Here is a 13,239-nt window from a genome sequence, read left to right on the forward strand (position 1 = left end):
ATTTGGCGAACTAAGCTACTCGACCCGCGCCAACTCCCGTGCAAGGAACGGAGCGGTTCGGCTGCCAGACTTTCGGGCCACCTGCTGAGGGGAACCCGCCACCACGATGCTGCCGCCGGCAGCGCCCGCGCCTGGCCCTACGTCGATCACCCAGTCGGCTTGGGCCACCGCACGCATGTCGTGCTCGATCATCACTACGGTATTGCTGGCATCGACCAGGCGCTGCAACTGCACCAGCAGCCGGTCGGCATCCGACGCGTGCAGCCCGGTGGTCGGCTCGTCGAGCACGTACAGGCTTCGGCCGCGCTGGCTGCGCTGAAGCTCGGTCGCCAGCTTGATGCGCTGCGCCTCGCCACCGGAAAGCTCAGTGGCCGGTTGCCCCAGGCGCAGATAGCCCAGTCCGATGTCGCGCAGCAGTTGCAGGGGCCTTGCCACCGCGTCTTCACCCGCGAAGAATTCGCTGGCATCGTCCACGGTCATCTGCAGCACCTCGGCGATGTTGCGCCCGTTCCACTGCACCTTCAGCGTGGCCTCGTTGTAGCGCGCGCCATGGCAGGTCGGGCACGGCGCGTACACGCTGGGCATGAACAGCAGTTCCACGCTAACGAAACCCTCGCCCTCGCAAGTCTCGCAGCGCCCCTTGGCGACGTTGAACGAGAACCGTCCGGCATCATAGCGGCGGCGTCGAGCATCGGGCGTGGCGGCGAACAGCTTGCGCACATGGTCGAACAGACCCGTGTAGGTAGCCAGGTTCGAGCGCGGCGTGCGCCCGATCGGCTTCTGGTCCACCTGCACCAGGCGCTGTATGGCGTCCACATCGCCCGCCAGATGACCGCCAGTCGCTTCGATCACCGCCGGCCCTTCGCTGGTGGCGCTTTCGGCCGCATCGTCTTCCGGCTCGTGGCCCAGGTGCAGCAGCACCAACTCCGGCAGGGCCTGCGCGACGAGGCTGGACTTGCCGGAGCCGGAGATACCGGTGACGGCCGTCAGCACGCCCAGCGGAATGCGTGCATCCACGCCATGCAGGTTGTGGCGGTGGATGCCCTGCAGTTCCAGCCAGCCGGTCGCTTCGCGTGCCCGGCTTCCCGGCGCGGGGATCTCCTCGAACAGATAGCGGGCGGTGCGCGATTCGGCAATCTTGCGCAGGCCATCCGGCTCGCCGCTGTAGAGCACGCGGCCGCCACGCTCCCCAGCATCCGGCCCGACATCCACGAGCCATTGCGCGCGGCGCATCAGGTCCAAGTCGTGCTCCACCACGAACACCGAGTTGCCGGCGTCGCGCAGCCGGTCGAGTGCGTCGTACAGGGCCTGGCTATCGGAGGGGTGCAGGCCCGCGGAGGGCTCGTCGAGCACGTACACGACACCGAACAGCAGGGAACTCAATTGCGTGGCCAGCCGCAGGCGCTGCAACTCGCCGGCCGAAAGCGTCGGCGTGGCCCGGTCCAGCGTCAGGTAGCCCAGGCCTAGCTCGCGCAGTTGGCGCAGGCGCGCCATCACGCCTCCAGCCAGGCGCTGCGCGGCGAGGCGCTTTTCTTCCGATAGCGCCGAGGTGCGGCGCACGTCGGGCGATACCGCATGGACGGCGCGACCGGAGGCCGCGCGTTCGGCACGGTCGCGTCGGGTCGCTTCCTTGTCCGTAGCCGCCCCCGCTGCATGGGCGCGGAAATCGCCCTGGGCGATGGGTTCGAGCAAGGCCGCCAACTGGTCCAGCGGCATCTGCATGAACGCGCCGATGTCCACGCCGGCGAAGGTGACCGACAGCGCCTCGGGCTTGAGCCGCTTGCCGTGGCAGGTGGGGCACGGTTTGCCCTCCATGAACCGGGACACGCGCTTTCTCATCAGCGCGCTCTGGGTGTTGGCAAAGGTGTGCATCACATACCGCCGGGCGCCGGTGAAGGTGCCCATGTAGCTCGGCTCCATCTTGCGCTTGAGCGCGGCGCGGGTTTCGGCGGGCGTGAAGCCGGCGTACACCGGCACCGTCGGTGTTTCCTCGGTGAACAGAATCCAGTCGCGATCCTTCTTTGGCAGGTCCTTCCACGGTCGGTCAACGTCGTAGCCCATGCTGACCAGGATGTCGCGCAGGTTCTGGCCTTGCCAGGCGGGGGGCCAGGAGGCGATCGCCCGCTCGCGGATGCTCAGGGAGGGATCGGGCACCATGATGGCCTCAGTCACCTCGTACACATGGCCCAGGCCGTGGCAGGTCGGGCACGCTCCCTGCGGCGTGTTGGGCGAAAAATCCTCGGCGTACAGCATGGGCTGGTTGGCTGGGTAGGCGCCGGCGCGCGAATACATCATCCGCACCAGGCTGGACAAGGTGGTCACACTGCCCACAGAGGAACGCGCGTTGCTGGAGCCCCGCTGCTGTTGCAGCGCCACCGCCGGCGGCAGGCCGTCGATCGCATCGACGTCCGGCACGCCCGCCTGGTCGATCAGTCGCCGCGCATAGGGGGCCACCGACTCGAAGTAGCGCCGCTGGGCCTCGGCATAGATGGTGCCAAAGGCCAGCGAGGACTTACCGGAGCCGGAGACACCCGAGAACACCACCAGCGCGTTACGCGGGATGGAGACGTCCACCTCCTTGAGGTTGTTCTCGCGCGCGCCACGCACCTGCACGAGGCCGCTGGCCGCAGCGGTACAAGAGGATTCACCGAAAGAATTGTTTGGCATGTTCTTATCCTGTAGTTCGTCCCGCTCAGGACGGGACTTCCTGAGTCCGGGGGCCGCGGCGACTGGCTTCGAGCGCTGCGGTGACAGTGCGGGCGTCGTAGCTACCGCGCAGGCGGCGACCCTCGACGAAGAACGTCGGCGTGACATGCGCACCGCTGGCGACCGCACTGGCGAGGTCGCGCTCGACACGCTCGATCACCGCAGAGCTGTCGAGATCCGCGATGAACCGATCGACGTCGAGCCCAAGCTCTACGGCGTAGCCGATCAGATCCTCGCGCTCCAGCGCGTGCTGACGGGTAAACACGAAGTCCAGCCACGGCCAGAACATCCCCTGATTCGATGCCGCCTCGGACGCACGCGCGGCGATCGGCCCATGCGGGTGGTGCGGCAAATGGCGCACCACATACCGCAGGTCGTCCCCGAAGTGGGCGCGCAGATCCTCCCAAGAACCGGTAGCGTGCGCACAGTACGCGCACTCGAAGTCCACGTACTCCACCAGCGTGAGCTGCGCGTCCTCTGGCCCGCGGATGTGATCGACCTCGGGATCGACCGGCGGCTCAAGCACCATCGGCAGATCGGCGGTCTCCTCACCCCACCTGCGTGCGGCAACCTTGAAGATGAGCCACCCGAGCAACGTGGCGAGCATCATCGACACGAGCACGCCGACCGTCGCCTGGCGGCCCAGGTCGGAGGTCGTGCCGAACGCGAGTCCGATGATGAGCAGCGACACGGTGAACCCGATCCCGGACAGTGCCGCACCACCGAACACGCTCCCCATTCCGACACCCGCCGGCAGGCGCCCCAAGCCGAGGCGGACCGCGGCGAGAGTGATGAGCCCGATGCCCAGGAGCTTGCCGAGCACGAGCCCCGCGATGACGCCCCAGGTCACGGGCGAGCCGAAGGCCTCCGCGAGCAGCCCACCACGCAGGTCCACCCCGGCGTTCGCCAAGGCGAACACCGGCACGATCAGCAGCGCTGTCGGCAGCCGCAGGAACTCGTGCAGCCGCTCATTCACCGAGATACCCTGGGACAGCCCGCAGTCCACTGCGCGAGCCGATGCGGCACTCGGAGACTGCCAGAAGTCACGGAACAACTGTCTTGCCGCGACGACCTTGTGACGTTGCGTTGCGTAGGCGGGGATCAGGAGCCCCGCGGCCATCCCGGCGAGGGAGGCATGAATGCCGGAGTACACGGTCGCGAGCCACAGCACGATCACGATCAGCACATACGGCGTTGCCCGCCACTGGCGGGTGCGCCCCAGCAACCACAACCCGACGAGACTGGCGAGGGCGATCAGCAACGGGACGACGCGGATCTCCTCGCTATAGACGATGCCGATGATGGACACGGCGAGGAAGTCATCGACCACGGTCAGGGTGAGCAAGAACACGCGCAACTGACCGGATAGCCGCGGGCCGACGATCGCCAGGGTGCCCAGCATGAACGCCGTATCGGTACCGACCACCGCCCCCCACCCGCGCAGGCCCTCACTTCCTGCCAGCCCCACGATCAGGACATACAGCAGCGCGGGCAGCACGACACCCGCGACCCCCGCGATCAGAGCGAGACGGGCACGGCTGCGGTCCCTGAGCGACCCGTGGGCGAATTCCTGACGCACCTCCAGGCCGATCAGGAAGAAGAAGACGACCATCAGGCCGTCGTTGACCCAGTGATGCAGATCCATGTGCAGGCCCAATGGCCCAAAGTTGAACCCGACGTCCAGGTGCCACAACTCGAAATAGGCATCGGATAGCGGCGAGTTCGCCCACGCCAGCGCCACAACCGTGACGATCACCAGCAGCACCGCAGCCCCAGACTCAGTGCGTAGATAGCGGGCAACGCGTCTCCGTCTGATATGCGCCGAGGACTCACCGAAAGAAGAGGCTGGCATGTGCTTATCCTGTAGTTTGTGAGATCACGATGGGCAGGTTTCGGATGGACCGATCAGGCGTCCGCCTCTGGCGGCGTCTCATCATCGAGCGAGCGCAGCCAAGCGAGTCTTTCTCCCAGCCTGCGCTCAACACCTCTGTCCGTTGGCTGATACCAACCCGGCCGCGCCACGCCCTCGGGAAAATAGGTTTGCCCAGCGGCATAAAAGGCTAGAAATGGTGTCCACTTAAATCAGGTGGACACCATCGCCTTTGGCGTCGGGGCCAAGAAGGTGTGTTGGCCGGACGGATACACAGAATCGGCCAAAAGCGGTCATCAGGGCTGGCTTGAATCGGGGCCGAAGGATTACGCTCTCAGCCCCATAATTGCTGGTCAGACAGTTACCACGATCTTGCCGATCTGCTGATTGGCTTCAAGGAAACGATGGGCATCCTGGATGTCGCTAAGTGTGAATGTCTTTGCGATGATCGGGCGCAACGCACCGGACTCCAACCCTTGCAGAATAAAAGCCTTTGCTCTCTCTAGGGCTTCAGGGTCGGCCACAATCTCTGCGTAGAGATAGCCCTTCAAAGTCAGGCTTTTGCCCAGCACGGTAAACAGTGGGAATGGTGTCGGTTCAGAGCTAAGTGCGCCGTACTCCAGCAAAATTCCGCCCCGCGCCATGCTCTGCGTGAGAGGTTCCAAGGACGGCCCGCCTACAGGATCGAATACAACGCGAGCGCCTTGACCGGCAGTTATCGTCATAACACGCTCGACGATATCCTCTTCATCGCTGACGATGACATGCGCAGCGCCTGCATCAAGTAGGGCTTGCTTCTTCGCGTGAGTTCGAGTGATCGCAATCGATGTGGCGCCGACCATACGAGCCATTTGGAAGGCGGCCAAGCCAACACTGCTTGACGCGGCGGTAACGATGACAAAATCGCCCTGACGTAGCTTCGCCTGTTCAATCAATCCCCCCCAGGCGGTGACGTACTGCATCCAAGACGCCGCAGCCTCTTCAAAGGACAAGTTCTCAGGGCTCTTTACCACCAGGTGGGCCGGTACATTGGCCAACTCGCCGTAGGTGCCCCAGCGAGCAATATCCAGAGGTGGGATCAGAGCGACCGAGTCACCAATCGTGATCTCGGTTACGTCGCTCCCAACTGCCGTTACGATGCCTGCGGCCTCGTAGCCTAAGCGGCTGGGGAACTCCGCTTCTTGTAGGTATGCGTGATTGCGGAACATCACTTCGGCTCGGTTCAAGCCAAAAGCTTTAACACTAATTTGCACCTCGTTTGCTGCTGGTGCCGATACTTCCAGATCTTCCAGCTTCAGAACGCTGGCGTCACCGTATTCATGAATTCTGACAATGCGTGCCATCATAAATACCTCGTTTATCAATGGGCCTCGACGTACATCCGGAAGGTATCCGGGCACTCGAAAGGTGACAAAAATTTAGTCATTGGTTGGCGCTAGATAAATGCCTACGATGGCGTATTACTAGAAACAGAGTGTTTATAATGGATCGCCTGACCCAGATGGCCACGTTCGTCAAAACAGTTGAGCTGGGTTCATTCAGCGCCGCTGCGGACGACCTGAATCTGTCCCCTCAATTGGTAGGGAAACAGGTGAAAATGCTCGAACAACATCTGGGTGTTTCCCTGCTGCACCGGACTACGCGCAGGCAAAGCCTCACCGACTTCGGCAGGGCGTTCTACCCGCGAGCAAAACTGATCCTTGCAGACATGCAGTCTGCCGAGAGCCTGGCTGCCCTCACTCGGGGCACACCAAGCGGCCGCCTTCGCATCAACGCGCCGGTCACGTTCGGAATCCGCACGCTTTCGCCACGCCTGCTGGAATACATGGTTCGGTATCCTCAGGTGTCTGTTGACCTAACGTTATCGAACGAACTGGTCGATATCGTTGATGATGGTTACGACGTGGTATTTCGCATCGGCGAGCTGGCGAGCAGTGGGTTGAAGGCATTGCCACTGGAGCCCTATCAGATGGTTTTATGCGCTGCGCCGTCCTATCTTGCACGTCGCCCTCCCATCATCAATCCGTGGGATCTACAGCAGCAGGAATGTCTGGGGTTTACCTATTCTGATGGCCGCTCACACTGGAGCTTCGACAGCCCGGAGGGGCGTATAGATGTTCCTATTACAAGCAAATTAACGATCAATCAAGGTGATCCACTGCTGGCAGCGGCTGTAGCTGGTCTAGGCGTGGTTCTACAGCCGATAGAGTTGGTTAGCGATGCACTGCGCGATGGGACACTGGTGCGTCTGTTGCCGCAGTACCCGGTGCCGAATACCGCAATGCACATCCTCTATGCCCCTGACCGAAGAATGACTCCAAAGCTGCGCAGCTTCTTGGAGTTTGCGCGTGAGGCTTTTGGGCAGCGAGGCCCTCTCTAACGCACGAAAATCAATGTCTGCGCTATCCGGTATTCGTAAAGGACGACGATTACCGTGGCTCACCGGATATGACCAAGCACCCCTTGCTGAGGAAGTACCTGCTGTAGCACTTCGCGGCGGAAGTCGAAGAACTGAAAGATGCCATGTTCGTTGGCTTGGGGCCGTAGGTCCAGAGCGTGCTGGACCGCCTGATCCAGGAGCGGGTTCTGAATCCCGACCGGGTGATTGCCGGCATGCTGCACCCCTCCGGAAACTGCACCTACCGGATCAACTACCTCATCGGCGACAGAAGCGCGCTGGTCCCGCACGCCACCAGCCCTGTGCCTTACGACCAGGTCCGGCGAGCATTTCGGGAGCGGTTCGTCACCGCCTGATCGAACGTCGGATGAGTGGATGCTGACGCGGGTTCAATTCCCAAACGGGAATAGAACTGGCGCCCTGTCTGATGCGCTCGGTTGGTGACCCGACCAGGGCAGAACTGGTAGGATTGCGGGCATCAAGGCCCGGATTCCGCACCTTTCCGCAGGAGTTTGCAGCGGTCGCAAGGCGCTGAGTTACATAGGTTTGGCGCAGGGTTCCACCCCACCGAGCCCCTGCAGGAGTTCGAATCGTTACGCCCCCCCAGAAACCCTCACTAGCCCGAACGGCCCGGTGCTAGGTCGTTGATTTTCAACAAATCGCTCGATCGATCCGCGCTTGCGGACTGCGGACTTCCAATGGGCCGGAAATCTGGCTCGCCCAGACGGCTCTCGGTACCGACACGTTGCAAACAGTCGGTACTTCTCGATAACTACCCGACGAATCGGAACATCACAGCCAGCCCTGATGTTGCCCCTGCTTGCTGACGCAGCTTGGAAGTTCTGGCTGCAATATTGCCCCCCGTCGCTGTGGAAGGTAGCTCCCTGGGCAAGTGCAATCGAGGGGGGGATCGCTGCGTAGAGCTTGTGCCCCCCATCCTGCAGCGTGACCTGATTGGGTCAAGGCCGGGTTGTCATGCAGGCAGTTTGGCTGCAAGCAGTTCGACCTTCTCGATATTGGGCGGAGAACTGAGCAAGGTCGCGGCGTTGGCCATCAAGGCCGCGGCGATCTGGCCGTTCAGATGTGCTTGGCGACCTGCCTCATCGGCAAAGGCATCGAACACACCGAACGTCGAAGGGCCAAACTTCAATGCGAACCAGGCAGTGGTGCCGGACTCGGCGTTGGCGAGCGGCAGTGCGCTGGCCAGGAAGTCGGCAAGCGCAGCCTCCTGGCCGGGTTTGGCTTCGAGGCGAACAAACAGGGCGAGCTTGGTCATACTGTAATCCTTTGGGTAACTGGGTTAGATGAATGGATCGACGAGCCTGCAGTCTAAGTCTTCATGACAGCCATCTCTATAGACAATAATGACAACATTGATATCATTGTTGCCATGAAAATCCACATCCTTGTTTGTGATGGCGTGTTTGATCTGGGGCTTGCGGCGCTCACCGACACAGTGGGCTTGGCCAATGCGATGTCGGGCTCGCTGCCACAGGCTCCCGCGCACATAGAGCTCACGCTGGTGGGCGTGCGGCGTCGCATCCGAACTGCGCAAGGCTTGACGGTCCCCGTGGTCACTGCGCGTGGTGTGCCGGAACCAGACGTCGTGCTCGTGCCCGCGTTTGGTGAAAAGATGCCTGACACGCTCTCGGCTCGGCTCACACGCCCCGACGTGCCCGATGCGGTCGCCGTGCTACAGCAGTGGTCCACCGCTGGCGCGCACCTTGGTGCCGCCTGCTCCGGTAGTTTCTTGCTTGCAGAGAGTGGCCTGCTTGATGGGCATCGTGCGACGACGTCATGGTGGCTGGGGCCGATGTTTCGGCAGCGCTATCCGAACGTCACGCTGGACGAGTCACGCATGATCGTGAACTCGACACGCTTCACTACCGCGGGTGCCGCTTTGGCCCACGTCGACCTGGCCTTGCGCATCATCCGGGGGCGCAGTCCGGCGCTGGCGGCCCTAGTAGCACGCTATCTGCTGGTCGAGGCACGCAGTTCGCAAGCCGAGTTCGTGATTCCCGACCACCTTGCGCATGCCGACCCGATGGTGGAGCGCTTCGAATGCTGGGCCAGACGTCGGCTCGCGAAGGGGTTCTCGCTGGCCGAAGCGGCCTGCGCCGCGGGCACAAGCGAGCGCACCTTGGCGCGGCGGCTGCAAAGCGTTTTGGGCAAGACGCCGCTGTCGTATTTCCAGGACCTGCGCGTGGAGCATGCCGTCCATCTCTTGCGCACCGGAAACGCGAGCGTCGACCAGGTCGCCGCACAGGTCGGGTACTCGGATGGGGTGACCCTGCGGGCCCTGTTGCGCCGCAAGCTGGGCCGGGGTGTCAGGGAGTTGCGACGCGGTGGATGACCAGAGGCGTTTGGTGTATGTACGGCTGGAGACCACCGGGAAACTGACGCAGGCCAAACGGCGCATTTGGACCTGATAAAACTACTGCGCCACGTTATTTGAACTGGTTTGCTAGGGTCTGTTGCCATTTCGCGCTAACCCATTGATCTATAAGAGCAAGCCCGTATCGTTGAAGCTCTGACCCAACATCGATACGAGCTTGCAATGCCCCGATTACTGCTCAGCGATGAGCATTGGTCGAAGCTGCGGGAAATTCTGCTGCACAAGGCCATCTACAACAAGCGTGATCTACGAATGACCGTGGAGGGCATGCTGTACCGCATGCGCACGGGATGTCCCTGGAGAGACCTGCCCAAGGCGTTTGGCTACTGGAATAAGGTCTACAAACGCTTCAATGCAGGCCGCAGCGGTACAAGAGGATTCACCGAAAGAATTGCTTGGCATGTTGTTCTCCTCTGTTCAAACGGACGGCGCAGCTATCGCGCGCCAGGACGGCAGCTCGTCAGGAAGATTTCTCTTCCGCCGCCGTGTCGCTGTGGGCGTGTCTTATCCTGCGGACGATCCACCAGATCGTCAGCATCACCGCAGGTACCAGAACCGCCATCACCGGCGCCACGCTGTCGTGAACGATCGGAATGCCCTTGAGCAGGTAGCCGAGAAGACTCACGACGTAATAAGAAATTGCCGCGACCGACAGGCCTTCGACGGTTTGCTGAAGGCGCAATTGCAACTTGGCCCGGTTGTTCATCGAAGCCAGCAGATCGCGGTTCTGGCGTTCAAGTTCGACGTCGATCCACGAACGCAGCAACGCGATGGCTCGGGTCAGTTTGTCGGAGAGCTTGGCCTGGCGCTCCTTTACGGATTGGCACTCCCGCATGGCTGGAGCGATGCGACGCTGCAGGAAATCCGCCCAGGTGCTGTATCCGGATACGGCCACTTCTGAAAGCGCAGCCAGCCTTTCCTCGACGATCTCGTAGTAGGCACGGCTGGCGCCGAAGCGATAGAGATTTGCCGCGACGCCAGCTTCCAGTTCGGCGGCCAGACCTGTCAATTCGGAAAGCAGCACGTCGCTATCGCGGCGTTCTACCAAATTCGTACACATCTCGTCAGTGATCGCAGCAAGGCGCGACTCCATGTGTCGCAGCTCCGACGTCATCGATCGCGTCAACGGCAGAGACAGCAACGCCAAGGTACGGTACGTCTCGATCTCCAATAGAAGTTGAGCCAGCGCACCTGCCCGCGCCGGGGTCAAATCACGAGCAAGGATGAGGATCTGCGTCAGGCCATCCTCATCCTGTCGGAAGTCGGTCAAGATGGCGGCAGAGCCGTTCTCTACCAACGAGTAGCACAGGCTGGCAGGATCGAAGCGATCAGCCTCCTTCTCCGTTTCTGGTATCCACGGAAGAAGTCTCAAGCGGATGCCGGATATGACCGGGCCCGGAGGAACAAATCCATGTTTGAAGGGATTTTCTCCGCAAGGCTCTCCCGTCTTGGAATCCAGCGAAGCGCACCAGAGATACGTAGAGAACTCGGTGTGCTTTTCACAGTGAAGGTCTCCCTCATCCCATGTCATGCCGTGTAGCGGCGTAGCGTGGTCGGGCTCGGCAACGCCGAAGCGATGAGACAACTCGCTCATCGCCATCTGATCCCTGGTCTGGTCACCTTCGGTCATGAAAGCGAGCTGCAATATACCGCGGGGGGCCTCAAGCAACAGATGCGGGCGCGCATGCACTTCACCCACGGCTGCAGCACGATCGGCATAAGCCGGCATGCCGTACACGGTGGCGGTTGGGGTGGGTTGTACGGTCGTCGTATTGATATTGGCCGGCTCTTTCATAACGACCTCATTTCTCATTGGTTGAAAAGCACGCTTCAAAACAAATGCCCGCAGCCATGCGTTTCACACATGGCTGCGGGCCGATCTTCATGAGCATGCACCGCGTTACGCAGTCCGTCTAACAGGCTCGCCGTATAATAGAGGCTTGTGCTGACCCTGTCAGAACGCTCTCAGCTTCCTTGCTTTCAGACGAAGGTGTACGAGCAGACCTTGTTGCCCGCCGGATCACGCAGGTAGGCAGCATAGGCACCCGGCAGGTGACCACGTGCGCCAGGTTGGCCCTCGTCAGTGCCGCCTGCGGCAAGGCCGGCGGCGTGGAAGGCATCCACTTCAGCGGGAGTGGCGGCCGCAAAGCCGATCGTCACGCCGTTGCTGGAAGGCGCTTCACCATTGCCCGGGCGGGCGATGATGAAAGCCGGCTTTTCGCGACCGAAAAGTACCCATCCGTTGTTGAAAGGACCGAGGTTCTTGATGCCAAGAGCACCCAGAGCGGCGGCGTAGAACGCGACCGACTTCTGAAGGTCGGCAGCGCCGATAAAGATGTGCGAAAAGATGCCATCGCCAGAAATGACAGGAGTGGACATGATTAATTTCCTTGGTGGTTGGCGTTGAATGGGTAGTGGGCGATCAGTAGTGGATCACCGTGCGAATCGACTTGCCTTCATGCATCAGGTCGAAGGCCTTGTTGATGTCGTCGAGGCCCATGGTGTGGGTGACGAACGGGGCGAGATCGATCTCGCCTTTCATTGCGTCCTCCACCATGCCGGGAAGTTGAGTGCGGCCCTTGACCCCGCCGAAAGCCGAGCCCTTCCAGGTGCGACCGGTGATCAACTGGAACGGGCGCGTCGAAATTTCCTTGCCTGCACCAGCCACGCCGATGACGATCGACTGGCCCCAGCCACGATGTGCTGCTTCCAGTGCCGAGCGCATCACGTTGACGTTGCCGATGCACTCGAAGGTGTGATCGACACCCCAACCGGTCATCTCGATGAGAACCTCGTGAATCGGCTTGTCGAAGTCCTTCGGGTTGAGGCATTCGGTCGCGCCGAAGGTACGAGCCAGCTCGAACTTCGCTGGATTGGTGTCGATGGCGATGATGCGACCCGCCTTGGCCTGGCGTGCCCCCTGAATCGCAGCGAGCCCGATGCCGCCGAGGCCGAAGATGGCCACAGAGTCACCCGGCTGAACCTTGGCCGTGTTGTGAACAGCGCCGATGCCGGTGGTCACACCGCAACCCAGCAGGCAGACATGCTCGGGATTGGCGTCCGGGTTGATCTTGGCCAGCGAGACTTCGGCCACCACCGTGTATTCGCTGAAGGTCGAGCAGCCCATGTAGTGGTAGATCGGCTGGCCGTTGTAGCTGAAGCGGGTGGTGCCATCGGGCATCACGCCCTTGCCCTGGGTGGCGCGCACCGCCACGCACAGGTTGGTCTTGCCGCTCTTGCAGAACAGGCACTCACCGCACTCGGCGGTGTACAGCGGGATCACGTGGTCACCCGGCTTGACCGAGGTCACGCCCTCGCCGACCTCGACCACGATGCCGGCGCCCTCATGGCCCAGCACCGCCGGGAACACGCCTTCCGGGTCCTCGCCCGACAGGGTGAAGGCGTCGGTATGGCAAACGCCGGTATTCGTGATCCTGACAAGCACCTCGCCCTTGCGCGGCGGCTCGACGTCGATCTCGACGATTTCCAGTGGCTTTCCAGGCCCGAAGGCAACTGCTGCACGTGATTTCATGATGGCGCTTCCTTTACTAGCTAACTAAATTTTCCCTCACCGAGGGCACCCTGGTGCCTCTACCGCAGGTAGGAGCGGACGATGGAGATGGTCTCGTCAATGGACTTGTTCTGCGAATCGCTCCTGATTTCGCTACTGGGAAACTCTTCCCGTAGATAGCTCTCCATAACCGTTGCCATCAATCCGTTGTCAGCCCCACGAACAGCTGCAAGCTGCTGAAGAATTGCAGGGCATTCAGCACCTGCATCGAGCGCTTGCTTCTTTTCTTCCGGGCCATGTGGCACTCACCGCTTTTCACTCCAGATAAGCGGGGCCTGACGCCGAAGAGACAGGCCCTC

11 protein-coding genes and 2 pseudogenes are annotated in these 13,239 nt (G+C 61.7%); 5 read left to right on the forward strand and 8 right to left on the reverse strand.

Annotated features, from left to right (window positions below; translation table 11 throughout):
* Positions 1-15: 15 nt before the first annotated feature.
* From AAGW23_RS21595 to AAGW23_RS21605, 3 genes are all read right to left on the reverse strand, one after another.
* Positions 16-2,667, reverse strand: coding sequence for an excinuclease ABC subunit UvrA (locus AAGW23_RS21595; protein ID WP_042927606.1), 2,652 nt, complete (start codon positions 2,665-2,667; stop codon positions 16-18).
* A gap of 25 nt (positions 2,668-2,692) precedes the next feature.
* Positions 2,693-4,558 carry a Na+/H+ antiporter NhaA gene (nhaA, locus tag AAGW23_RS21600; RefSeq protein WP_042927607.1) on the reverse strand — a complete coding sequence of 622 codons (1,866 nt, stop codon included), beginning with the start codon at positions 4,556-4,558 and terminating at the stop codon, positions 2,693-2,695.
* A gap of 371 nt (positions 4,559-4,929) precedes the next feature.
* Positions 4,930-5,919: a zinc-dependent alcohol dehydrogenase family protein gene (locus AAGW23_RS21605; protein ID WP_042927614.1), complete on the reverse strand. Its 990-nt coding sequence runs from the start codon at positions 5,917-5,919 to the stop codon at positions 4,930-4,932.
* 140 nt (positions 5,920-6,059) lie between these two features.
* On the opposite strand from AAGW23_RS21605, the gene AAGW23_RS21610 reads away from it, so the two are divergent.
* A complete protein-coding gene (locus AAGW23_RS21610; protein ID WP_013970892.1) occupies positions 6,060-6,956 on the forward strand; it encodes a LysR family transcriptional regulator in 897 nt (298 codons plus the stop codon).
* 176 nt (positions 6,957-7,132) lie between these two features.
* The gene (locus tag AAGW23_RS21615; protein WP_023082110.1) at positions 7,133-7,330 is read left to right on the forward strand and encodes a hypothetical protein; all 198 of its coding nucleotides are present in this window, start codon (positions 7,133-7,135) and stop codon (positions 7,328-7,330) included.
* Between the two features lie 617 nt (positions 7,331-7,947).
* Here AAGW23_RS21615 and AAGW23_RS21620 read toward each other — a convergent pair.
* The gene (locus AAGW23_RS21620; protein ID WP_007182542.1) at positions 7,948-8,250 is read right to left on the reverse strand and encodes a putative quinol monooxygenase; all 303 of its coding nucleotides are present in this window, start codon (positions 8,248-8,250) and stop codon (positions 7,948-7,950) included.
* A 114-nt stretch (positions 8,251-8,364) separates the two neighbouring features.
* Here AAGW23_RS21620 and AAGW23_RS22060 point away from each other — a divergent pair.
* The 3 genes and pseudogenes from AAGW23_RS22060 to AAGW23_RS21630 form a co-directional block, all read left to right on the forward strand.
* A pseudogene (locus AAGW23_RS22060) lies at positions 8,365-8,895 on the forward strand (DJ-1/PfpI family protein); the annotation flags it as partial.
* Positions 8,896-9,018: 123 nt separating this feature from the next.
* On the forward strand, positions 9,019-9,327 hold the full coding sequence (locus AAGW23_RS22065; protein ID WP_371263644.1) for a helix-turn-helix domain-containing protein: 309 nt from the start codon (positions 9,019-9,021) through the stop codon (positions 9,325-9,327).
* Positions 9,328-9,531: 204 nt separating this feature from the next.
* A pseudogene (locus AAGW23_RS21630) lies at positions 9,532-9,726 on the forward strand (transposase); the annotation flags it as partial.
* Positions 9,727-9,829: 103 nt separating this feature from the next.
* Here the strand turns inward: AAGW23_RS21630 and AAGW23_RS21635 are convergent.
* The 4 genes from AAGW23_RS21635 to AAGW23_RS21650 all read right to left on the reverse strand — a co-directional run bounded on the left by AAGW23_RS21635 (position 9,830) and on the right by AAGW23_RS21650 (position 13,185).
* Positions 9,830-11,164, reverse strand: coding sequence for a DUF3422 family protein (locus AAGW23_RS21635; protein WP_042927609.1), 1,335 nt, complete (start codon positions 11,162-11,164; stop codon positions 9,830-9,832).
* Between the two features lie 185 nt (positions 11,165-11,349).
* Positions 11,350-11,748: a VOC family protein gene (locus AAGW23_RS21640; protein ID WP_003291554.1), complete on the reverse strand. Its 399-nt coding sequence runs from the start codon at positions 11,746-11,748 to the stop codon at positions 11,350-11,352.
* A 43-nt stretch (positions 11,749-11,791) separates the two neighbouring features.
* Positions 11,792-12,901 (reverse strand): S-(hydroxymethyl)glutathione dehydrogenase/class III alcohol dehydrogenase, encoded by a 1,110-nt coding sequence (locus AAGW23_RS21645; RefSeq protein ID WP_003291553.1) that lies wholly within the window; start codon positions 12,899-12,901, stop codon positions 11,792-11,794.
* Between the two features lie 59 nt (positions 12,902-12,960).
* Positions 12,961-13,185, reverse strand: a complete 225-nt coding sequence (locus tag AAGW23_RS21650) for a metal-sensing transcriptional repressor (protein WP_013970887.1) — start codon at positions 13,183-13,185, stop codon at positions 12,961-12,963.
* Positions 13,186-13,239 lie beyond the last annotated feature (54 nt).

The organism is Stutzerimonas chloritidismutans (genome assembly GCF_038562055.1).
Lineage (GTDB): Bacteria > Pseudomonadota > Gammaproteobacteria > Pseudomonadales > Pseudomonadaceae > Stutzerimonas > Stutzerimonas chloritidismutans_A.